Annotated in this window: 18 protein-coding genes and 1 pseudogene; 12 read left to right on the forward strand and 7 right to left on the reverse strand. The window is 24.9% G+C overall.

The features are described 5' to 3' along the window. Positions 1 to 62: 62 nt before the first annotated feature. The 6 genes from QEG99_RS00090 to secA all read left to right on the forward strand — a co-directional run bounded on the left by QEG99_RS00090 (position 63) and on the right by secA (position 7,362). Positions 63 to 743 (forward strand): hypothetical protein, encoded by a 681-nt coding sequence (locus QEG99_RS00090; protein ID WP_280101975.1) that lies wholly within the window; start codon positions 63 to 65, stop codon positions 741 to 743. After that, the gene (locus QEG99_RS00095) at positions 736 to 1,494 is read left to right on the forward strand and encodes a hypothetical protein (RefSeq protein ID WP_280101976.1); all 759 of its coding nucleotides are present in this window, start codon (positions 736 to 738) and stop codon (positions 1,492 to 1,494) included. The genes QEG99_RS00090 and QEG99_RS00095 overlap by 8 nt, the downstream gene beginning before the upstream one ends. Positions 1,495 to 1,694: 200 nt before the next feature. After that, a complete protein-coding gene (locus QEG99_RS00100; protein ID WP_280101977.1) occupies positions 1,695 to 3,356 on the forward strand; it encodes a ribonuclease J in 1,662 nt (553 codons plus the stop codon). Beyond that, complete coding sequence (locus tag QEG99_RS00105; RefSeq protein ID WP_280101978.1) at positions 3,346 to 4,242, forward strand: hypothetical protein; 897 nt, start codon at positions 3,346 to 3,348, stop codon at positions 4,240 to 4,242. Before QEG99_RS00100 ends, QEG99_RS00105 begins: the two co-directional genes overlap by 11 nt. Positions 4,243 to 4,245: 3 nt before the next feature. Continuing rightward, positions 4,246 to 4,581, forward strand: a complete 336-nt coding sequence (locus QEG99_RS00110; RefSeq protein ID WP_280101979.1) for a thioredoxin family protein — start codon at positions 4,246 to 4,248, stop codon at positions 4,579 to 4,581. 162 nt (positions 4,582 to 4,743) lie between these two features. After that, complete coding sequence (gene secA / locus QEG99_RS00115; RefSeq protein ID WP_280101980.1) at positions 4,744 to 7,362, forward strand: preprotein translocase subunit SecA; 2,619 nt, start codon at positions 4,744 to 4,746, stop codon at positions 7,360 to 7,362. Positions 7,363 to 7,832: 470 nt separating this feature from the next. On the opposite strand, the gene QEG99_RS00120 is transcribed toward secA, so the two are convergent. Beyond that, the gene (locus QEG99_RS00120; RefSeq protein WP_280101981.1) at positions 7,833 to 8,987 is read right to left on the reverse strand and encodes a hypothetical protein; all 1,155 of its coding nucleotides are present in this window, start codon (positions 8,985 to 8,987) and stop codon (positions 7,833 to 7,835) included. A 14-nt stretch (positions 8,988 to 9,001) separates the two neighbouring features. Continuing rightward, a complete protein-coding gene (obgE, locus tag QEG99_RS00125) occupies positions 9,002 to 10,258 on the reverse strand; it encodes a GTPase ObgE (protein WP_280101982.1) in 1,257 nt (418 codons plus the stop codon). A 391-nt stretch (positions 10,259 to 10,649) separates the two neighbouring features. Between obgE and gltX the strand changes: the two genes are divergently transcribed. Genes gltX through dnaJ form a run of 5 tightly spaced genes read left to right on the forward strand, consistent with a single transcriptional unit; the run spans position 10,650 to position 16,841 of the window. Next, complete coding sequence (gene gltX, locus QEG99_RS00130; RefSeq protein ID WP_280101983.1) at positions 10,650 to 12,041, forward strand: glutamate--tRNA ligase; 1,392 nt, start codon at positions 10,650 to 10,652, stop codon at positions 12,039 to 12,041. Next, complete coding sequence (locus QEG99_RS00135) at positions 12,032 to 12,409, forward strand: hypothetical protein (protein ID WP_280101984.1); 378 nt, start codon at positions 12,032 to 12,034, stop codon at positions 12,407 to 12,409. The genes gltX and QEG99_RS00135 overlap by 10 nt, the downstream gene beginning before the upstream one ends. A gap of 22 nt (positions 12,410 to 12,431) precedes the next feature. Then, on the forward strand, positions 12,432 to 14,678 hold the full coding sequence (locus tag QEG99_RS00140; RefSeq protein WP_280101985.1) for an MnuA family membrane nuclease: 2,247 nt from the start codon (positions 12,432 to 12,434) through the stop codon (positions 14,676 to 14,678). Positions 14,679 to 14,703: 25 nt separating this feature from the next. After that, a complete protein-coding gene (locus QEG99_RS00145; protein WP_416388965.1) occupies positions 14,704 to 15,684 on the forward strand; it encodes an endonuclease/exonuclease/phosphatase family protein in 981 nt (326 codons plus the stop codon). A gap of 50 nt (positions 15,685 to 15,734) precedes the next feature. Next, complete coding sequence (gene dnaJ / locus QEG99_RS00150) at positions 15,735 to 16,841, forward strand: molecular chaperone DnaJ (RefSeq protein WP_280101987.1); 1,107 nt, start codon at positions 15,735 to 15,737, stop codon at positions 16,839 to 16,841. A 46-nt stretch (positions 16,842 to 16,887) separates the two neighbouring features. Here dnaJ and QEG99_RS00155 read toward each other — a convergent pair whose 3' ends face one another. The 3 genes from QEG99_RS00155 to QEG99_RS00165 form a co-directional block, all read right to left on the reverse strand. Further along, positions 16,888 to 18,069, reverse strand: a complete 1,182-nt coding sequence (locus tag QEG99_RS00155) for a hypothetical protein (RefSeq protein WP_280101988.1) — start codon at positions 18,067 to 18,069, stop codon at positions 16,888 to 16,890. A gap of 107 nt (positions 18,070 to 18,176) precedes the next feature. Further along, positions 18,177 to 18,734, reverse strand: a complete 558-nt coding sequence (gene def, locus QEG99_RS00160; RefSeq protein ID WP_280101989.1) for a peptide deformylase — start codon at positions 18,732 to 18,734, stop codon at positions 18,177 to 18,179. Positions 18,735 to 18,876: 142 nt separating this feature from the next. Next, positions 18,877 to 19,302 carry a hypothetical protein gene (locus QEG99_RS00165; protein WP_280101990.1) on the reverse strand — a complete coding sequence of 142 codons (426 nt, stop codon included), beginning with the start codon at positions 19,300 to 19,302 and terminating at the stop codon, positions 18,877 to 18,879. A gap of 237 nt (positions 19,303 to 19,539) precedes the next feature. On the opposite strand from QEG99_RS00165, the pseudogene QEG99_RS00170 reads away from it, so the two are divergent. Beyond that, positions 19,540 to 20,520 (forward strand): annotated as a pseudogene (locus QEG99_RS00170) (IS30 family transposase). Positions 20,521 to 20,733: 213 nt separating this feature from the next. Here the strand turns inward: QEG99_RS00170 and QEG99_RS00175 are convergent. Further along, the gene (locus QEG99_RS00175) at positions 20,734 to 23,763 is read right to left on the reverse strand and encodes a type I restriction endonuclease subunit R (protein WP_280101992.1); all 3,030 of its coding nucleotides are present in this window, start codon (positions 23,761 to 23,763) and stop codon (positions 20,734 to 20,736) included. A gap of 21 nt (positions 23,764 to 23,784) precedes the next feature. After that, positions 23,785 to 24,435: a restriction endonuclease subunit S gene (locus tag QEG99_RS00180; protein ID WP_280101993.1), complete on the reverse strand. Its 651-nt coding sequence runs from the start codon at positions 24,433 to 24,435 to the stop codon at positions 23,785 to 23,787. Positions 24,436 to 24,453 lie beyond the last annotated feature (18 nt).

The raw sequence follows: 24,453 nt of genomic DNA on the forward strand, positions 1-24,453 counted from the left end.
CAATTAATCTCAAAATTTTGAGATTAATTTTTTTATTTTTTTAAAAAATGTATAATGATTTTATGAAAAATTACAAATATTTCTCATATAAAGAACCGCAATTTTTAAATCGTAATAAGCAATGATTACATAAACGTAGACATTTAATTTACTTTTTTTTATTTTTTCTTTGAACAGCATCTTTATTTCTTTTAAGATATTCATATTCTGATAAATTAGATTATAGAATTTCACTATTTTTATTTACTTTTAATATCTGGCTAACATTAATTGTTATCTTTTTAGTTAAACCAAAATTTTCGCGTAGCATATCACTTACAACTTCGTATAAATTGTATTATTTTGAACTAACTGAAATGTTTATTTACAAAATTTTTTATTCAATGGATAAAAGTAAACTTTCATTTACTAAAATTGAATTTTTAGAAAAAGACAAAATAGATAAAATAAATGTTCAAGATAAGGAAAATTATTTTTGAATTAAAATATCTGATAAAAATAATTTTACTGTATTTTTTGGCTCTCACTTAAAGCAAGAAAATAAAAGCATATTATTAATAAATGGAAAGACAATTGAGTTAAATAACTATTTAAATTTAAAAAAAGTTATAGTTCAAACTAAAAGAAAGTTAGAAAATTCTATATTTGAGTCATATTTAGATGAAATTATAATTAACAAAATTCATCTAGTTTTTACAGAAATAAGCACTTTAATAATTGAAAGATCTTACAATTATGAATAATAATAATAATAATAATAATTTAAAATTAAAAAATTACTTTCACGATTTACAAATAGAAAAAGATGAAGGGATATTTAAAAACAACAAGATATTTAAAGAAAGTGAATTTTATAAAAAGACAAAAATAGCATCATTTTTAAAATTTATAAAAATAAAATCTCCTTATTTATTAATTTTGTTTATTTTTACATCCTTTCATTGAACGCTTTTTCCGTTGTTTTATAGTAAAACTAACAGTCAATTATTAATTGTCTGAATTGCTTTTACATCTATTTTTACTTTTGTGTATATATTTTTAATTTTCTTAATTATATGAAAGTGAATCTATTCTATTTTTGTTTTAAGAATCAATAAATTAAAGTTAGACTTGGTGGATATTAATAAAATTATTAATAAACTTTATGAAGTAAACTTTAACGATTTTAATTTAAAAATTAAGGAAATAAATATCGTTTCAAAAGCACAAATTCAAGAAAGTTTTTTAGAAAACACCGAAATAAAAAGTCAATATTTTCTAGAAGTAATTACAAAAGATAGAAAAACACTTTATTGGGACTATTTTTCATTAACAAATAACAACTTATTATTTTATAGTTATGATCATAAAACAATTTCATACTTAAATTTAGATAAAAATATCGATATTTTTAATTATGAAATAATTTCAAAAAATTTTAAAAGAAAAAAAGTTTTTGATCAATTAATAGATTTATTTTTAGAAAAAATCAAATTGTTAAATGATCAACTTTAAACAATTATTAACCAAAGTTCTCCTTTGGTTTTTTGTTTTTTTGTTTTTGAAATAAACAAAAAGCAATTTAAACTATATTAATAATGTTAATTTTATTTAATATTTTTAAATATTAATGTAAAATATAGAAAAATTTAATATAATTTTTTTAATAAATACTAATACTTTCAAGTTATTAATACATTTAAAATAGGAGATATATGGCAAAAATTAATATATTCGCACTTGGTGGTCTTGATGAAAATGGAAAAAATTCTTATGTAATTGAAATTGATGATTCAATTTTTTTAGTCAACGCAGGAACAAAAGTACCTATCAGTTCAACTAATGGTGTTGATACCTTAATACCTGATTTTTCATATTTAGAAAAAAACAAAAATAGAATCAAAGGTGTTTTTATTACCGATGGAAAAAACGAATCATTTTCAGCTCTTCCATGACTTTTAATGAAAATAAAAGGATTGAAAATTTATTGTTCACCATTTACTAAGTTTTTAATTTTAGATCGAATTTCTAAATACAAAATTGGCCATGAAGAATATGAAGTTATTTCAATTACAAGTGAAAAAATCACTTTTAAAGAAACAGAAGTTAAATCAATTTATTTAGCTGGTTCAATAGCAGGGGTTTATGGATATAATTTCGAAACTGAAGATGGTGCGATTTTAATTTTATTAAATTTTATTGTTGGTTCTTTAAATATTTATGGTACAACCAACTTGGAAAAAATTAAAAATTCTGTTGAATCACCCAAAGGGATTCATACATTATTAATCGATTCAGGTAGAGCCAATTATAGAGGTAAAGCAATTGATAAGATCGATGTTACTCCTTTAATAGAAAGTATATTTTATAAAACAGAAAACGATTCTAGAATCATTATTGGTGCAATAGATGAGGAGATGGCATTATTGCAAGAAGTTTTAGATTTAGCATTAAAATATGAACGACCAGTTGCGGTTTACGGTAGAACATATGGACAACTTGTTGATTTAATTAGAAAAATTAAATATGAAGGCAATTTTTTACAAATGCCAGAATTTATTGACTACAAAAATGTTCAAGACCATAAAAATGCAGTTATTTTAGTGACTTCCACTAATGAAAGAATTTATCAAAGATTTTTAAGAATAACAGAAGATAATGATGTTTATTTAAAATTAAATGATAGTGATAAAGTTATTATGATCGCTCCTCCGATTAACGGTCTTGAAGTTTTACATGCACTTACCTTAGATGAAATTGCGAGAATTACTCCTCATGTTGTAGATATTACAGAAAATGAATATTATAGAATTAGACCAGCAAGAGAAGATATTTTTATGACTGTAAAAGAATTAAAACCTCAATATTTTATTCCATTACAAGGTTTATATCGTTATTTAGTTGTTTCTTCTGAAATAGCAGCTTTAGCAGGGGTAAATAGATCTAACACAATTGTCTTGCAAAATGGCAAAATCGCTTCATTTATAGATGGGAAATTATTTTCACAAAAAGGAACTATTAAACAAGTGGGAGAAGTAATTATTGATGGTTTTGGTATAGGCGACATTTCTCCGGAAGTTATTAAAGAAAGAGAAGCATTGGCAAGAGATGGAGTTATTACAATAAATAGTTTAATTGATTATAAAACAAAAAAACTGCAAGGAGAATTGCAAATCGCTTCATCCGGAATAATTTCTAAAGAAAACAAAAATCAAATTCATGAAATAATTACTTCCATTACTTATCAAGCGTTTTTAGAAAATGAAAAAATAAATCTAAAAGATGTTCAAGAAAAAATAAAAAAACAAGTTAGAAAAAAAATGTTTAAATTGTATGATAAAGAACCAATAGTAGTAACGGTGTTTTATGAAATATAAAAAAATAAAAAGAGAATTTAGTTTTGAAAAATTTAAAAATAGCAAAATGCTTTGATTCAGCATTCTTCTATTTCATTTTGCTCTTTTTATTTTTTCTTTTTTAAATTTAGAAATTATTACAACAATTTATTCATATACAATTGGAGCAACTTTTGGAAAACTTTCATATATTTACTTTTTTATTGTTTTGATTTTATGTTTAGTTAAATTAGTCAGCGATGACATTTTAATAATAAAAGGCTTTAAAATTAATTTTTGATTTTTTACAATTTCGGGCTGATTTATTTCGATGTTAGTTTTTTTAATTGAAAAAGATAAAGGTTTTAATTTAGAAATAGGTGCTACAGTATGAACTAATTCATTTAATCAGTGATGATTAGATTTTCAAGGATTAGAAACTGCTAATTCATTGTTACCTAATTTTAATCATTTAGGAGTATTTAATACTTTAATTTATAGTATTTTAAAATCAACCACAACAACAATCGGAGTTTTATTAATGCCATTTTTAACATTAATAACACTTATATCAATTGAAATTTTCTTATTTTTTAGACAAAAAAACATTTATATGATTAAAAAAAATAAAAAATGAGAAAATAGGGTTAAAATAAAAGAAAAAAAAGAAGGAGAAAATAAAGGGTTTACAAACAATCAAAATTTAGAAAAAAATAAAGTTGATACTACAAATAAAATAGAAAATAGTTTTTTTGCTGAAAAAAAAGAAAAGGAACTATCTGCTAATTTAAATTTAGATAAAAAAGAAAATGTTAATAATTTTTCTAAAGAATCAAATTTTGGTTTAGAAAATAATCAAAACAATCAAGAAATTAATTTTGATTCTGTTTCTAGTGAAACATTGCCATTTGATAATCCCTTTGATTAAATTATGAAAATACAAAAAATGTCGTGAGCAGATGCTCAAAAAGTAATCGATAATGGAGTTGTATATTTAGAATTTACAACTGAATGATGTGGAGATTGCAAAATGATGGCTCCAGTTGTTAAACAAGTAGAACAACATTTTCAAAATGAAGAAAGAATAAAAATGATAAATGTTGATGCTGAGGAAGCTAAATTATTTAGACAAGCAAACACAAGATTTGAAGTTCTTAGAGTGCCAACACACATTGTTATGAAAGACGGGAAAATTTTAAACAAAGGCTTTGAATATTTTCCAAAAGATATTTTAATTGAGTGAATCGATCAAGCTCTTAAAAAATAAATATTATCCATTGACAAAACAAATATAAAATAATATTAAAAAATACGCTGCTTTTAAATTTTAAAGTGTCGTATTTTTTTAAACTTTTTTAATAACTTTATGAAGTTAATCATTTATATTTATTATATAAATATTAATTAAATGGTAAAATTAAAAGTAATTATGTTTAATAAAGTGAAAAAATTTTTTAATACTTCAACTGAAATGAAAATAGCCCAAAAACTTTTGAAAGAAATTAACAAATTACGCTCTAAATATTCTTCAATGAGCAATGAAGAATTACAAGGGCAAACCCAGATTTTTAAAGATAGATTAGCAAAGGGAGAAAAATTAGAAGACATTAGAGTTGAAGCTTTTGCAGCCGTTAGAGAGGCAACTAGAAGAGTCTTAAATAAATTCCCTTATGATGTGCAAATGTTGGGGGGGATTATTTTAGATCTTGGTTCTGTTGCAGAAATGAAAACTGGTGAAGGAAAAACAATTACTTCTATTGCTCCCGTTTATTTAAACGCTCTTGAAGGTAAGGGTGTAATAGTTTCTACCGTTAATGAATATCTTTCAGAGCGTGATGCAACAGAAATGGGTGAAGTACATAATTGAATGGGATTAACTGTCGGAATTAATAAATCGCAAATGGATTCTCACAGAAAAAGAGAAGCATATGCTTGTGATATTACTTATTCAATTCACTCTGAATTAGGATTTGACTATTTAAGAGATAATATGGTTACCAATAAAGAGGCTAAAGTTCAAAGAGGATTAAACTATGTTTTAATTGATGAGGTTGATTCTATTTTAATTGATGAAGCAAAAACTCCATTAATTATTTCAGGTGGAGAAAAAGGTTCTTCCAATACATATTTTGCTGCTGACCAATTTGTTAGAACTTTAGTTCCGGATGATTATTACATCGATATGGAAAGTAAAAGTATTAAATTAAATGATACTGGTATTAACAAAGCTAATAAATTTTTTAATATTGATAATTTATACAACATTGATAATTCTGAATTAGTTCATCGAATTCAAAATTCTTTAAGAGCACATAAAATTATGAAAAAGGATGTTGAATACATTATAAAAGATCAAAAAATTGAATTAGTTGATACTTTTACCGGAAGAATTATGGAAGGAAGAAGTTATTCTGAAGGATTACAACAAGCAATTCAAGCAAAAGAAATGATTGAAATTGAGCCAGAAACAAAAACATTAGCCACTATTACATATCAAAATTTTTTCAGAATGTTTAAAAAATTAGCTGGAATGACAGGAACAGCTAAAACCGAAGAACAGGAATTTATTGATATATATAATACAAGAGTTAATGTTATTGAAACCAATAAACCAATAATTAGAATTGATGATAAAGATTTAATTTACAGTTCTTTCAAAGCTAAATATCAAGCAATTGTTAACGAAATTAAAGCAAAACATGCAATAGGTCAACCGATTTTAGTAGGAACAGCACAAGTGGATGAATCGGAATATTTACATTCATTATTAGCAAAGGAAGGAATACCTCATACTGTTTTAAATGCTAAGCAAAATGAATCAGAAGCAGAAATTATTTCTAAAGCCGGAGAAGTGGGAGCTGTTACAATTGCAACTAATATGGCTGGTAGAGGAACAGATATTAAACCAAGTCCTGAAGCACTTGCAAAAGGTGGATTATATGTTTTAGGAACAAATAAATCTGAGGCAAGAAGAATTGATAATCAATTAAAAGGGCGTGCTGGTAGACAAGGAGATGTTGGTTATTCTAAATTCTTTTTATCAATAGAAGATCAATTAATGGCTCGTTTTTCAAACTTTGAAGCAATTAAAGAAAGTTATGGCAATTTAGGCGATGAGCCAATAAAAGGAAAATCAATTCATAAATTTTTTCAACGCGCACAAAAGAAAATTGAAGGATTTAACTACGACAATAGAAAAAATGTTTTAAGTTTTGATGATGTTATTAGACAACAAAGAGATTTGGTTTATACCCAAAGAGATATTATTTTATTAAGTGAAAATTTAGATCATTATATTGAAAGAATTATTAACAGAGGTGTTAATAATTTTATGAATTTTGAATATATTGTTATGAGCAATAATGAAGTTAATTATGAAACATTATTACAATTTTTAAATGAAAATTTTACAAGAATTTCCAAAATTAAATTCACTTATAAAGAAATTAGCGAACATCATTATGACGAATTAAAAGAGTATTTAATTAAAAGATTTAAAGAAATTTATTTTAGTACTTTAAGAGATAATTTAAAAAATAATGTAGGTGAAGAACAAGTTGTTTCAAACGAAAGGCACATTTTATTAAGTGCATTAGATCAAAAATGACAAAATCATATCGATATAGTTGATAAATTGAGATCCTCAGCTAATTTAGTGCAATATTCGCAAAAAAATCCTTTTCAAATTTTTACTGAAGAGGCAACTAAAAAATTTGAAGCATTTATTAACGAAAGTGCTGATGTGGCTTTTGTCGGACTTTTTAATAATAGAAATGCAATGAAAATTGAATACACCGAAATAGTTCTATCAGATGGAAGAGTATTAAAACTTGATTCAGAAACTCCAAAAGAAATAATTGAACACATTCGTTTACAAGAAGAACAAAATATTCAACTTAAAAATCAAGCACTACAATATCAAGAAGTAACATTAGAAGATGGAACTGCTTTTAATGTTCCTAAAGGAATTAAAGTTTCAGAAATAAAAGATTTAAATGATGCACAAACATTAATAAATAAAAATAATGATGAAACACAAAATAATTAGTTATATTTCTATAATTATTTTTTATATTTTAATTATAGTTTCACTATTTGAAACCTTTTATTATCAGCAAAATAATATGATGCATAAAAATTTAATAATAATTAATTTTTTTATTTCAGGAATAACAATTTTAATAGTTTCTGGAATAATTTTTTTTAAGTTATTTTTTGTCAAAAACACAAAACGTCATTTTTTATTAGATAAAAGATTTCAACAAGATTTTTGTAAAATTTTTAAAACTAAAAATATTTTATTGTTTTTTATTTTGATAATAACAATTTTATTTTTAATATTTATTATATTTTTAATTTTTTGACTAGAAAATCAATATATAAAAAACTATAATTTAAGTTCATCATTATCTTACCCTTTTCTTTTTATATTCCTTTATTTTTGATTAAACTATAAATGTCATAATATTTAAAAATATTTCATAAAAAAACTTCCTTAATGGAAGATTTTTTATTGATTTATTTTCCGTTTTCTTTAGTTTTGAAAAATGATAAAATCGATTCTGTTACTTCTTTAATATCAATTTTGGAATGTAGATCTTTATCATCAATCGATTGGTGAATTGTATTTGATAAATTTTCAATTGTTTGTTTTTCTAGTGAACTAGCAATACTCATTAAATATTTATTTTCACTATCTAGATTTGGATTTTGTAATTTAGCTTCGTTATAAAGTCTTTCAATATTTTCTGTAATATAATTAGTTAAAATTTCTTTTTTATCTTTTTCATTAGCACTTATATATCTTGGATTTTCAATTTTTAGTTGTTTAATTGCTTCATCTACTGCAGAATTTAAAGTTGATTCAACATTAAAATTGTCAATATTATTTTGAATTACTGGAATAATTGCATTTAAAATTCTTGAATCATTTAATAAGTTTGACACACCTTTTAAAGTATCATTTAATTTTGTTCTTTCTTCTGGTGTTAAACTACTTGGATCTTTAGATAATAATGAAACAATATTTGTTAAATCTGCGACAAATTCACTTGCATTTTTAATATTTGAAAATAAAGAATCAATAGATGAACCTTTTCATCCTGTTAAAACAGAAACACCTATTTTTGAAAATTTATTAAAATTGCTTTCTTTTTGTGGTGAAGCAACCAATAATACATTAGAAAATGCAAGTGTTCCGGGAACGGTCAATACGGCATTAGTTAAACCGAAAATAAATTTTCTAATAATTTTTCTTTTTCTTTTTTCTTTTCTTTTTATTTTGACAAAAATAGCGATTATAAAATAAATTATCATTGACAATAATCTAACTGCCCAATAGAAAATCAGTGAGATCATCGTTAATGCTATCGGTAATACTCCACTAAGAGATTTTATATTATCATCTTCGCTTTTTTCAATCATATTTTTTAAAATAAAATATGCTACAATAGAACCAACAATTGTTAAAACTAATGATGTTATTTTTACAATTAAAAATTGACCCTTTAAGAAAAAACCTATTATAAATGACAAAATAATTAATGCACAGAACACTATTGGAACTCAAATGTGTGCACTATCTGATTGTAATAAATCTAATATTTTAACTACAAAATTATTATTTGCTCAACTAGAATCTGATTCTTGTGCAAATAGTTTTAATGTATTCATTTTTCCTCCTTTATTTAAATTTCATCTTCCCAAACAAATTCATATTCATAAATTCTAACAACATCTCCTGAAGCGATGCCTAAATCAAGTAATTGATTTCAAACTCCTAATTCTTTTAATTTGTAGTTAAATCTCATTAAATTGTCATGTGAAACAATTGGAATTTTGTTATAAATTTCTTCAATTTCAGGGCCATAAACCTCATAAAGACCTTCGTGAATTTTTTTAACTTCATGATACTTTTCTAATGTTATTGTAACTTCTGAAAACGTTTTTTCAAAAATTGGACTTTTTTCATTTTTAATAGCATTTCAAAGTTCGATTTTTAATGTATCGATGTTATTATTTTCTAATGCACTGATTTCAACAATTTTTTCGTTAGGAAATTTCTTTTTAAATATTTTTAATTTGTTTTGAAAAAATAGAGAATCAGATTTATTTGCTACTATAATTTGTTTTCTTTTTTCCAAACTTAAATTATAAGATTTTAATTCATTATTAATTTCTAGATAGTCATTTATAGGATCTTTTGTTTCATCTCCAAAATCAATTATATGAGCAATTATTTTACATCTTTCTATATGTTTCAAAAATTGTGTTCCTAAACCCTTACCTAAAGAGGCGTTTTTTATTAACCCAGGTAAATCGGCTGCTACAAAAGAATTTTCAAAAACACGAACCAATCCCAGTTGAGGAACTAAAGTTGTAAAATGATATTCCGCAATTTTCGGTTTAGCATTTGAGATTTTAGATAAAATAGTTGATTTACCAGCAGAGGGTTTTCCCACAAAACCAACATCTGCAAGAACTTTTAAATTTAAAGTTAAATTAAATTTTTGTCCAAAATCACCATTTTCACTAATTTTAGGAGCTGTATTTCGTGATGATTTAAATTTTGCATTTCCTCTACCACCTTTACCACCTTTGGCAATTAGATAAGGCTCTTCTTTAATTACATCACATAAAAGTTTATCCCCATCGTATACTAGGGTTCCAATAGGAACTTTTATATAAATATCTTCTCCTGCTGCACCATATTGATTTTTTCTTCTTCCGTTTTCACCATCATTACCCTTTATTATTTTTTTTAAATAAAGATGTAATAAAGTGTTAACTCCAGAGTCTCCGACAAAAAAAATGGAACCGCCATTTCCTCCATCTCCTCCATCAGGACCCCCTCTATCAACGTGTGCCTCTCTTCTAAAAGCAATAATTCCATTCCCGCCTTTTCCAGCTTCCACTTTTATTTTTACTTCATCTATAAATTTCATTATTCTCCTAAATTAATTTCCTACAAATAATAAATAAATGATAACATAAAAGACTATTTGTGCAAATATTTAACCCTTTTATTTTTTGTATATCAACCGCAAAAAATATTTTAAAAAATTATTGTTTTTATTTAAAAAATGATAAAATTAAATTGTAGATTAAGTTACTACGAACTCTTCAAAAGTTGAGCCAGTCTTAAACGATTTTGTAAATTCGTCAACCCAGTAAGAGGTCGCCTATTTTGAGGCGATTTTTTTATGCCTTTATTTTTTAAAATTTTTTAATCAATATTAAAAGCAGCAATTTAATTTTAGTTTTTTTTACTTATTTTTAACTACTAAATTTTATATAATTTAATTATAGTAAAAACTATTAAAACAAGGAGAATTTATGAAGAAAGTAAGAACAAGGTACGCACCTAGTCCTACTGGTTTTTTGCACATAGGAGGCGCAAGAACCGCTCTTTTTTCTTATTTATTTGCTAAGCATTATAATGGAGATTTTATAGTAAGAATTGAAGATACTGATGTCGCTAGAAATGTCGAAGGTGGCGAAAAATCACAACTAGACAATTTAAAGTGATTAGGTATAATTCCAGATGAATCGCCTATTAACCCCAATAATAAATATGGAAAGTATAGACAAAGTGAAAAATTAGAACGTTATCTTGAACTAGTTAATAAGTTATTAAATGAAAATAAAGCATATAAAGCATATGATACTTCTGAAGAACTTTTATTACAAAAAAAAGAACAAGAAAATCGAGGGATTTTTAGTTTCAGATATGATAGAAATTGATTAAAAATATCAGATGAAGAAAAACAAAGAAGAGAAATCAACAAACAGTATTCAATAAGATTAGCTCTTCCAGAAAATAGAGAATATAAGTGAGATGACATTGTTAGAGGAGAAATTTCAGTAAATTCTAACGATATTGGTGATTGAGTAATTTTAAAATCAGATGGATATCCTACTTATAATTTTGCCGTTGTAATTGATGATTATGATATGAAAATCTCTCATGTATTAAGGGGGGAGGAACATATAACGAACACGCCAAAACAATTGGCGATTTATGAAGCATTCGGATGGGAAGCCCCTAAATTCGGGCATTTAACTATTATCACAAATATGGAGGGAAAAAAACTTTCTAAAAGAGATAATTCAGTTAAACAATTTATCGAAGATTACAAAAATGAGGGATATATTCCTGAAGCAATTTTCAATTTTTTAACATTATTAGGTTGAACTTCTGAAGATGCCTTAGAAATAATGGATCATCAAACTATCATTAAAAAATTTGATGAAAACAGATTATCTAAATCACCTTCTAAATTTGATATTAAAAAAATGGAATGATTTTCCAAACAATATATGAAAAATTTAAGCAATTCTACAATTATAAGTAAATTAAACTCAATAAAAGATGAAAAATGATTAAATCTATTTGTCGATACTTATAAACAAAATGCAACCACATTTACAGAATTAAAAGAAAATTTGAAAATCTATGAAAATATCGAAACTCAAACCGAAATAAAAATTGAAAATATTGATTTAATAAGAATATTTAAAAAACATTTATTAGCACATGAATTTACTATAGAAGGAATTCAAAGTGCTATAGATAATACTAAAGTAGAAACTAATTTATCGGGTAAAAATCTGTTCTTACCAATTAGAGTTGCAACAACTTTTAAAGAGCATGGACCTGAATTGGCAAAATCAATCTATTTATTTGGAAAAGAAATAGTTGAGCAGAGGTTAAATTTATGAAAATAAAATTTAAATCTACTATGATAAAAGATAATGAAAATAAAGTTATTGAATTTATTTCTCCATTAGAAAGAGATAAATGAGAAGAATTTGATGCTTACATTTTCAAAGATCCAAACACAAATATTCAAATTAGAATTGAAGTGAGTGAGGATAAAGTGAATATTTTTCAAAGCCATGCAACAGTTAATTTGGAACTAAATACAAAAATGTCTTGTCCGTTTCAAACTGAATATGGTGAATTAGATTTTATATATTTATTAAAATCACTAAAAAGAGAAAATAACTATATTACTTTTGACTACGAATTATATTCAGCAGACGAAAAATACATATCTAGTTTTAAAATTGAATTATTTTTAACTTTAGTATAAAAACAAAAAAGGAGTCATATTAATGAAAAAAAATAAAAAATTACTTTTAAATTTAGGAGCAATGTCATTAGGGGCATCAACTTTAGCTATGATGGTTTCTTGTGGAAACACAGAGCAAGCAACTCATGCTAAATCAGATCCTGGAGAAAAGCCTAAAACACCAGCACCTAGTACACCAGTATCTAATAAATCGGCATATGATATTAATAAAATTAGAATTACTTCATGAAACGTTTTAAATCAAACAGGTAAATATGATCATAAAAATGAAGCAATTGCAAAAATTTTAGTAAGCCAAAATATTTCACTAGCAGGATTAACTGAAATAGAAGATATGGAAGGAAAAGATTCAGATTATGCTGTTAAGACAATAGTTGATCATTTAAATAAATTAGATCCTGAAGGTGAATGAAAATATGATGTAAGTCCGTTATTATTTGGACAAGGTAAAGAAAGTCAGAAAGAAAGAATTGGAGTAGTTTATAGAAGTAAATTTTTAGAACCAATTCCATTTGCAGGTTATGAAAATACTAAAAACCCATATATGGGGTTAGTGTATGAAAACAAAGAATTTGATTCTAAATTATATTCAGGAGAAAAAGTTGTTTATGCTCGTCCTCCATATGGTATGAAATTTAAAGTAAAAAATGAAAAACAAAATAATTTCACTGCAGTTTTTGCTCACTTTGATTCTCCAAAAGCTAAAAAAGAAAGAAATGAAAAAGACGCTACCGGATATCCAGGACAAGGACATTTTGAAGTTGAAGAAGCCCTCGAATCCGTTAATGTTATGAAGTGATATGATCAAAAAGACGGAGAAAACAATGATTTATTTTTAATGGGTGACACAAATATAATGACTGAAAATGGTCAAAAAGCATTTGAACCATTAATGAATGATAAGTATGTTTCGGTGTTTAATATTAAAGATCCAACAACTTTAAGTGGATCAAAAACTAAAAAATATGCAAATCCATATGACCGTGTTTTCTATAAAGGTAATTTAGACATTACTAAACAAGAAAAATTCGATCTTTATACTGTTTTTTCATCAGGTATTTTAGACGAAGTGAAATGAAAAGAACAAGCAATTAGCGAAAGAGGAACAGGAAAAGAATCTAAATGAGACCTTTATACATGAATTAATGCAAGAATAAGTGATCATACTTTTGTTTGATTTGAACTAGATACAACAAAAGATGATAAAGATAACGGAGAAGTTACTGATACACAAACAAGAATTCCTTCATATACAATGTTAGATAATACAAAAGAACAAACACAAACATCAACACAAACTCCGCCTCAAGAAACTAAACCTAAAGAAACTTCACCTCAAGAAAATAATATTTCTGAAAATAAACACGGATTTTACTTTTTAACAGAGAAAATGAAAAGTGAACAAAAAGCTCCTCAATTCTACTTTACAAAATATGATAATGAAGTTTTAAAACCAAGTGCTCAACAAATGCAAGAAGGTATTATAGCAATATTAAAATCCTTCAATAATTATACAAACTATGTAGTTAAAGAAGCACAAAAAGAAAAATATACTTCTAATAAATATAATGTAGTTGCAGATTCTGCATTAGAAACTAAATTTACCGCTTTAACTAACTACAACTCAGCTCAAGAAAATGAATTAATAGGATTTTATGGATCATTTTATGACAAAAATAATAAATTCTCAACAGATATTAAAAATTCATTATTAAAACCTTCATCACTAGGTAAAGTCGGTGGTTATGAAAGATTTTTATTTGACGTTGCTAAAATGGCCAAAAATAAAGAAGAAGTAGGAATTTTCTACAATCCAAAAGATGCAAAAACAGAAGAGTCTAAAACAACTGACAAAAATAAAGAAACACAAAAGCAAACAGGAACAACAGAAGAGAAAAAAGATTCAACCGATTCCAAAGATTCTCAAAATTCAAATCCAAGTAGTACCGATAATAATCCAAAAAATAATGAATTAACAGAAACTGATAATACAACAGATTCTTCTCAAAAGCAAGATGCTCAAACAAATAATGCCGAGCAAGAAAAAAAGACAGAAGAAAATAATACTAGCACAGTACCTTCAGAAAATGAAAGCAAACAATCAAGTGGTAGTCAAGAAAATTCAGAAGGTTCAAAACAAGGCGAAACACAAACTACAGAAACTGAAAATTCTCAAACACAACCAGAACAAAATCAGTCTGAACAAACAGATACTCAAGATTCACGAGTAACAGAGACACAATCAGAAAGTAGTTCTAGGAACAACTAATAACGAAGAAGTTTCAACATTAAAAATCGCTCATTGAAATGTTACAAATCAAGCTGGAAAATTAGACATTAAAAATAAAACTATTGCTCAATTATTATTAAGTCAAAACATTTCTCTTGCTGGCTTAACAGAAATAGAAAATGATAATGGAGCAAGAACCATTGTTGAAAATTTACAGAAATTAGATCCAGATGGAAAATGGACCTATGAACTTAGTCCAGAATTACACGGAGAAGGCAAAGAAACACAAGCGGAACGAATTGCTATTTTATGAAGAAGTAAATTTTTAGAACCAATTCCTTTTGTTGGTTATTCAAATATTAATAACCCATATATGGGGCTTGTTTACGAAAATACATCATATAATTCTATTTTCCAAGAAAATCAACAATTAAATTATGTTCGTCCACCATATGGAATGAAATTCAGAGTTAAAAATGAAAAACAAAATGATTTTACCGTTGTTTTTGGCCATTTTGATTCACCAGGAAGAAAAGCTAAAGCGGGTGAAGTTAGTGCTAAAGGATTTTCTGGTCAAGGAAATTATGAAATTGAAGAAGCACTTAATTTAATCAATGTTATGAACTGATACGATCAAAAGGATGGTAATAATAACGATTTAATATTTATGGGTGACACAAACATTAAAAAGAAAAACGGAAATAAAGCATTTAAAAATCTTTTAAATTCAGGTTATACTTCAGCTATGGATATGGAAGAATTAACATCATTAGGTAGAACTAATTTATGATCTGAACCATATGATAAAATGTTTATTAAAAGCGATTTAACATCAATGAATGGGCAAAAATTTGATATATACTCAATTTTTAGTCATATAGAGGATGAAATAAAATGAAAAGAAGAGGTAAATGCTCAATCTAAAGCTAATAAAACAAAGGAAATAGAAGAAAATGCTTCATTAAATGAATGAGTTAAAAAAGTTAGCGATCATACATTTACTTTCTTAGAATTAAATGTTTCCAATCAAGATAATGATGAATAAAATAAAAAATTTTAGCACTCTAAGCAATTTTGTGCTAAAATTTTTCTATTATGAATAAAAGAGATTATTATGAAGTGTTAGGAATTACTAAAGCAGCAAGTGAAAAAGATATTAAAATGGCATATAGAAAATTGGCGATGAAATATCATCCCGATAGAAATAAAGAACACGATGCTGAAGAAAAATTTAAAGAAATAAATGAAGCATATGAAGTTTTATCAGATCTAAAGAAAAAAGCACAATATGATCAATATGGACATGCAGCATTTGATCAGATGAGTGGCGGTTCCGGTTTTGATGGAAATTTTGGGGGATTTGAAGGTTTTAGTGATATTTTCGGAGACTTTTTCTCTAGTTTTTCAGGCGATAGACATTCAAGTAGAAAAAGAAGATTTAACGGAGATGATTATAAAGCAAGTTTTTCCATTTCGTTTATTGAATCAATATTAGGAACTTCTATAAAAAGAAAATTTGAAAAATTTTCTCAATGTAGTCACTGTAAAGGTTCAAAAGCTGAAAGCGATTCCGATATTCATACATGTAAAAAATGTAATGGTAAAGGAGTTGAAGTAAAAGTGATGAAAACTCCATTTGGGGCAATTCAAAATAGTGTTACTTGTTCTATTTGTAACGGTTCTGGAAAACAGATAACCAAATTATGTCGAACATGTTCAGGAAAGGGAATTACCAAAGAGGCAAAAGAATTAACTGTTAATATTCCTGCAGGAATTAAAGATGGACAGTCGATTATTTTAGAAGGCTATGGTGGCCCTGGAGAAAACGGCGGACAAAACGGAGATTTATATTTAGAAATTTCTGTTAAAGAGCACAAACACTTTATAAGAGCTAATGATGACATTCATCTAACAATTCCTGTTTCTATAATTGATATTATTGCAGAAAATGAAATTGATGTTCCTAGTCCATATGGAATTGAAAAGTTAAAAATGCATGAAAATTATAAATCGGGCGATGTTTTAACAATTAAAAATAAAGGTGCAAAAAATCTTAAAAATTCAAGATATACAGGCGATTTAAAAGTTCATCTTAAAATTTATGTTCCAAAAATGTCCAACAGTGAAAAAAGAGATGTGCTCAATTCGTTAAAAGATAATCGCGATGATCAAAAAAGAAAATGAATGAAAGATTTTGAATAATTTAAATTAATAAAAAACAAAAAACTTTTTATTTTAACAACAAATGTTAAACTTTAAGTTTTTTGTTTTTCTTTTTTAAATCTAATTCATTATAAAGCATCACTAGTGAAAAAATGAAATAGTAAAAGTTTTTAATACTAATATAAAAAACATTATCTTTCTTTTTAAATATAGGTAGTTCAATAGAAAACATTTTTTCGTCTGAACTTCAGTTTATTTTATTTCAGTTGGTTAAAAATTTTATTGAAAAAAGTTCCATATTCATTTCAACCATTTCTATTAATGAAAAATCAAGATCCATATGTAGTTGATTTCAGCTTAAAATAATACCCTCTGCTTGTCAGTTTGTTTTTCGATTAACACTAATATCTAATTTATCAAAAAATTCAGATTCGTCCTTTAATAAAATTGAATCTAAACTAATGCGACTATTTTTTAAAATAAAATAATGCTCATTTTCGCTTATTTTAAATTGACTCTCAATATTACTTTTTAAAAAATCATCTAATCAAGAGAAAGAAGTGTCAAATATATATTCCTTTTTTAAAAAATCTCAAAATTGGTTGACTAATTTAAAAACATTTTTATCTTTAGACAAAATACTTTTTGCCTTATTACTTATTTGATAATCATAAGCTAAAAAGTCTTTATATTTATAGTATCTATAAATAAAGAAGCTGTTGTAACTGCTTGTTAAAATAAAAGATCACACTTTTTCATTATCTCAAAATTCATATTGATCGATTTTTAAGTCAAATAAAGAAAGATCATCAACTAAATTATTTAATTTTTTTGTAAAATCATTTTCATAATATTGACTGTCTATATAACTTAACATAAGCATTTTTTGTACAAACGCATATTTCAATTGTAACACTTTAATATTTTTTAAGTTTTTTCTAACTGTAGTGAAATTTCTGCTAATTGTTTCAAATAAAATAAATTCCAGCTTTAAATTTTCAAATTCAAAAATAAATAAATTTGCATCTGAACTAATAGTTTTAAACTTTTTATTATGTTTTAAAAAATTTAAAAAATCATAATTTTGGTTAATTAATGTACTTTCAAAACAAAAATTAATATCATTAATTTCTCTTTCTATTGCTTTACGTGATAAAAGAACATAACTGCCTTTAACAACTAGTTTAACTTTTGTTTTATTATCTTCATTAAATTTATTTAATAATAAATCAATTTCACTTAATATTTTTTCATATTTTTTTATCATCTTAAATTAATACCCTTTTTTATATATAAATTATAAATAAAAGTCAAAAAAACATCATTTAAAAAATAAAACATTGCTTTTTTGACACTAATTATATTAATTTGTTATTAAATTGTTTCAAGTTTATCAACTTTTTTTCAAGGTGCCTTTTTATTAATTCTATCAATAAATAACTTTCCTTGTAAATGATCTAATTCGTGTTGAAAAACAATTGCCACATAATCAGAGACTGTTCAAACTTTTTTAACTTTATCAAAATAAGAATAACCTTCAACTTTAATAACTTTTTTTCTTCTAACAAACCCTTCCTGATTTGGTCAATTTTCCCCAACACTTAAACATCCCTCTCCGTGGTGTAACGCAAGTTCTGATTCAGATGTGCCTAAAACTTTGGGATTAATTATTACATCTTTAAAAATAATGTCATCTTTACCATTGTTAACATTAACATAAAACATATTTTTTAAAATCCCGTATTGCACAGCGGCGACACCTACACCAGGACGATACATTGTTTGTCCCTCTTCTTGCGAATAATCGATATGATCAATCATTTGCTGAGCCAATTTTTCATCTTCTTCATTTAAAGGTCAAGGAACATCAATTGATTTTTGCCTTAAAATTTTATTAGGTAATTGAATAATTTTTACTTTTTTTCTTTTCATTTTTTAATTATAACATTAAATAAAACAAAAAATATTACTATAATCAAACCTATAGCAATATTTTGTATTATTTACATTATTAAATTCCTTTATATAAACAAACTAATTTCTGATTTTAGAAAAACTTTTCATTTTCTAAAAGTTATTCAAAATTAATTTCTTCCTCAGATTTATTATAAATATCAATTTCATTTTTGATATTAATTTCATTAACTAATCAACCTCTTTCTGAACATCACTTTATAAATTCCTCTTTTCTGTTTTGGCCATTAAGTTCCTTTAAGGTAATTATAATGGCGAATTTTAGATTTTCTCCATCCTTATAATTATACCTTTCTTTTGTTTTGATATTAATTCCTCACAAACTGTTAAAGATATTAGTTTTAGGTTTTTTATTTTTTCCATTTAGTGTAGTATCATTTTCTGAAATAATTTTTACATTATCTCATTTTCCGTATAGTTTACGAGCGTCGCTTTCATATAATTTTATTTTTTTATAACTCGATTGATTATTTCCGTCGATTGAAGATATATTTTCGCCTTTCATTTTTCCGAATTTTATATCCATTTCTGTATTTGTATAATCAACTCCTTGATTTCTCGAACATTTAGGGAAGTAACAAAAAGTTATTTTTGAAATAAAGGGATGTTTATTTTTACTACCCAAATTGAAATATAAAGTGCAACACTCTTTAAACCAATGAAAAAATGTTTTGGTTTAAAATTAAAATAAGGGGGTTGCATTTTTTTATTTAATTAAATATTTGAAAAATAAAAAAATCCTCCCCAAAAAATAGGGAGAAAAATGTATAAACATATTATAAACGAAGAACGACATTTAATAAACTATTTATTTTATTTTGAGAAAAAAAGCATAAGTCAAATAGCTCAAAATTTAAAAAGAAATAAATCAACTATTTCTAGAGAGTTGAAAATAAATTCTGATGAATTTGGTTTTTATGATGCACATAAAGCACACCAAAAAAGTAAAATAAGATCTTATCATAAATATGCTAGTTCATTTTATAAATATCAAGAATTTACTAAAATTTTTGTAAGTAAATATGATAAAAATTTTCACGGAATTGAAGCAACTTATCAATTTATTAAGAAAAATTATCCAAACATAAAAATCCCATCTTTTAGACAAATTTTTAATTGATTTAAATCTAATAGATGAGAATTAAAAAAATCGGATAAACCAAGAAAATATTATAAAAAGGGCAGAAAAAGAAAAAAGGGTATTTTTTCAAAATTTGAAAATAAATTTGTTTTTCCGATATGAACAAGACCGAAATATATAGATTTAAGAAAGGAATATGGTCATTGAGAAGCAGATTTAATTATCGGAAAAAGAGAAAATGGTTTTGAAAATTTAGTTTCACTAACTGAAAGAAAAACTAGAGAAAACTATTATCAAAAAATAAAGTCTAAAAATCCAATGAAAGTAAATTAAGTTTTATATAGTTTAATTAAAAAGAATAATTTAAATGTTAAAACTATAACAATTGATAATGGAATAGAATTTGAAAAAATTGGATTATTAGCAAGTTGATTAAAATGTAAAATTTATTTTTGTGAACCTTATGCTTCGTATCAAAGAGGAACAAATGAACATTCTAACGGGCTAATCAGAAGAATTTATAAAAAGGGAGCAGATTTTTCAACTATTTCTGATAAGGAAATTTTAGAAATACAAGAAAAAATCAACAATATGCCAAGAAAAATTTTTAATTGAATGAGTAGTTATGAAAATAAGAAAATAATCAAAGATGACGACGAATAAGATAATATTATTTAATCAATTTAAATTCAAATATTTTAAAAATAATAAAAACCCTCTAATTAGAGGGTAATTTGTAATATTGAAAATTATTTTTTCAAAAAAATATTTCAAAAATATATAATTTTTATAAGTGTTGCACTTTATATTGCAATATAGGTTTTTCTATCTATGGTTTTATTATACATAATTGAAATTAATTTAATTTTTATATCGTTAAATCCCGTTATATAAATCAACTAATTTTTGAATTTCAGTAAAAATAATTTGTTTTTTTTCTGCCCTATTTCCTGACATTCTTCCGCCGGTTATTAAGTCGTTAATTTCCGTTCCTTCGCGATATACATTTCCTTTATTAATGCAATTTGCAATAAATCTATAAGCAGTATCTTGATCCTTTAATTTTTGATTTAAAATTAATTTATTAATATCATTTTGCTTTTGTAATTTCACAAAATCGTAAAAAAATTCAACAATTTTTTTAACTTTAATAACTTCATTATTACTAGATTCAAAGAGAGTTTGAATTTCATTATAATAGTCACTAAACATTTTTTCTATTAAAGGCTCTTGTTTTGAAGTTTTAATATCAGAACGGATTAATCTAATCATTTCCCTTTTCATATCATCAACAGTTTTTTGTGAACTGCTAACACGGAAAATATAATCCAAATTAATTTCTTCACTTTTTAATAAATCAATTTCAAATTCAATTTCTGAATAATCATTACGATTAAAATTTTGGTTTCTTTCGTGTAATGTTTTTTCGCGAATTTTAATATAGGTGCTTTTATAATCCTGCATTTCTCTATCGCTTAATTTACCTTTATAATTTTTAAACTCGTCATAATTTTTCAGTTTATTATTAAGTCTTAGTAAATTATTGATTAGAGATATAAAATGCATTTCTTTTTCTTCGCCAGAAATATCAGCTGGATTAGGAAAATAAGTTTTAAGTTCATTTACTGTTTGAGAATAACCGTTAATAAGTTTTCCATTTTCATCAAAATATCCATTTATATAACTTAAAAAGTCTTTCTCAAAAATAATTTTTGCACTATCTTCATTACCGAATAATTTAATAGCTTCTTGAGTTTGGTTAGATAAATCTCTAAAACATACGATATTGCCAAATGGTTTATTAATTTTATTAATTCTGTTTGTTCTAGAAAATGCTTGAATTAATCCGTGATAACTAAGTTGTTTATCGACAAATAAAGTATTTAATGTTGGAGCATCAAATCCTGTTAAAAACATTCCTACTACAATCAATAAATCAATTTCTCTATTTTTTGTTTTTTCAGAAACTGCATTATAAAAATTTTGAAAACCATTATCTGATAAATCATATGATGTTTTAAATGTAGAATTAAAATCTTCCACAACAGAAACTAAAAATTCTTTTGATGTATTTGAAATATTTTTTGCAGTTTCTAATTCCTCATCAGCGATTTCGCCAACTGCAAGTTTTTCTTCATTAGCAGCAAAACTAAAAATTGTTGTTACTTTAATTTTTTTATCTTCATCCAAAAATTCTTGTTGCCTTTTAAATTCGTTATAATAAAGTTTGGCTGCATCTATGCTTTGAACTGCTAAAATGGCATTATGTTCACTTTTGCTTTTTATATTTTCATTTCTAATTGTTTTATCAGGGAAAATTTGTAAAATATATTTTGTTATTTCCTTAATTCTGTTTTCATGAATTAACATCTTTTCTCTTTCGATCGTTTTTCTTCTATCACTTTCTTGATTTTCTTCATGAGGTTTATAATAAGGAACGGTATTGTGATAATCGATTTTAAATTTTAAAACTTTTTTATCTCTTATTGCATGAGTAATAATATAAGAGTGTAAAAGTTTTCCAAAAACACTTTCTGTTGTATCAAATCCCCGTGAATTTGCACTAAAAATTGGAGTTCCAGTAAAACCGAATAGATAATATTTTTTAAATGATTTTTTAATATTATTTTGAGCTTCTCCAAATTGTGAACGATGACATTCATCAAATATTAAAACACATTGTTTGTTAAAAATTTCATGATTTTTATTTGTTTTTATAAATTCATTCAATTTTTGAATTGTTGTAACAATAATTTTATTATCTTTCTTTTCAATATTTTTCTTTAATTCTTTAGTGTTTTTAGTTCCATAAACGCTATCTTCTTGAAATTTTTTATATTCTCTTACCGTTTGATTGTCTAAATCTTTTCTATCAACGACAAAAAATACTTTATCAATAAAATCTAATTCAGTTGCTAATCTAGCTGTTTTAAAAGAAGTTAGAGTTTTACCTGAACCTGTTGTGTGTCAAATATAACCCCCGGCCTCTGTTTTAGATCAACTTTTATTATTGTAACTTAATCTAATTTTTTGCAATATTTTTTCAGTTGCAGCAATTTGATAAGGTCTCATTACTAATAATCTTTTTTCGGCTGTTAAAATTGTATATCTAGTTAAAACAGCTAAAACAACTCTTTTTTCAAAAAAAGTTTTTGTAAAATCTTCTAGATCAGAAATGATATTATTTTTTTGATCTGCTCAATCAATGGTAAATTCAAAATTAGCTCTTTTATTATCGAAGAAATTAGAAAAATACTTTGTATATGTTCCATTTGAAATTACAAAAATTTGAGTATATTTATAAAGAGAATGTTCAGAATCAAAACTTTCACTTTTATATCTAACAATTTGATTAAATGCTTCTTTATCGCTATAACCTCTTTGCTTTAGTTCGATATGAACAAGTGGCAAACCATTAACTAAAATTGTAACATCATATCTATTTTTTGCTTTTCCTTTTTGTTCAATTTGGTTAATAACTTGCATATGATTATTATTAAGATTTTCTTTATCAATTATTTTAATATTTTTAATAGTATCGTTATCAAATTTAAAATCATAAATATGATTTTCTTGTATTCTATTTGCTTTATTGACAACACTATCATTTGGAGAATCTAAATATTCATTAATAAATCTCGCTCATTCTTTTTCACTAAATTGAATTTTATTTAATTTTTCAATTTGTAATTTTAGATTTTCATATAATTGACTTTGTGTATGAATTTCTAATTTTTCATAACCCTGAAGTATAAGATTTTTAATCAATTCTTGCTCTAATTCTTTTTCAGATTGATAGTTTTTATTTAAATTTGTTCTATCAATCTTTTGATACTCCCCTAAAATGGTTAATTGATCTGTTTCGATAATGTGTTCACTTTTAGTAATTTTATTTATGTTTTTCATAACTTCCTTTCAGCTCGTTAATTAATGAAAATTTAAAAGTTTATTACAATAATAATCATATTGTTTTTTTCTCAATTCAATTTCTTGTGGTAGTCCCTTTGTTAAATCATTAATTAGTTCATAAAATTTATCTAAAATATTAACAATATGTTTTTGAATAGTAAGAGGAGGAATTAAAAATTTTAATTTTGAAATTTCTGTTAAATTTATTATTATAGGGCAGGCACTATGTAAAATTCTTTTATTTAATTCTTTTTTACCATGTTCGCTTTCAATCATATATTTTAAAAATTTACTTAAAACAATATTTTGATTCGGTCTTAATAAAGCTAAAGATACATAATAAGCTAAATTATCATTATTTTCCACTACTGCACAAGTACCTATGTCGCCAATTCTTGTCATAAATAAATCGCCTTTTTGCGTTTTGATTTTATATTTATTAAAATCATTAAGTGATATAAATTTATTAGTTGCATAAATATTTTTAATATTTTCTACACTTACAAATGGTACTCCTTGATCAATGTATTTAGGTGTTTGGTGTACACCGTCATAGCATTTACAAATTTCTTTCAAACTCTTTATCTGGATTTTATAAATATCTTTATTTTTAATAACTGAACTATTTTTTAATAACTTGCATATCAGTTTTTCTGCCTTTTCAAGCAAAATTCAATAGGAATTAGG

The organism is Mesomycoplasma lagogenitalium, from assembly GCF_029854295.1.
In the GTDB taxonomy this organism is placed as follows: domain Bacteria; phylum Bacillota_I; class Bacilli_A; order Mycoplasmatales; family Metamycoplasmataceae; genus Mesomycoplasma_A; species Mesomycoplasma_A lagogenitalium.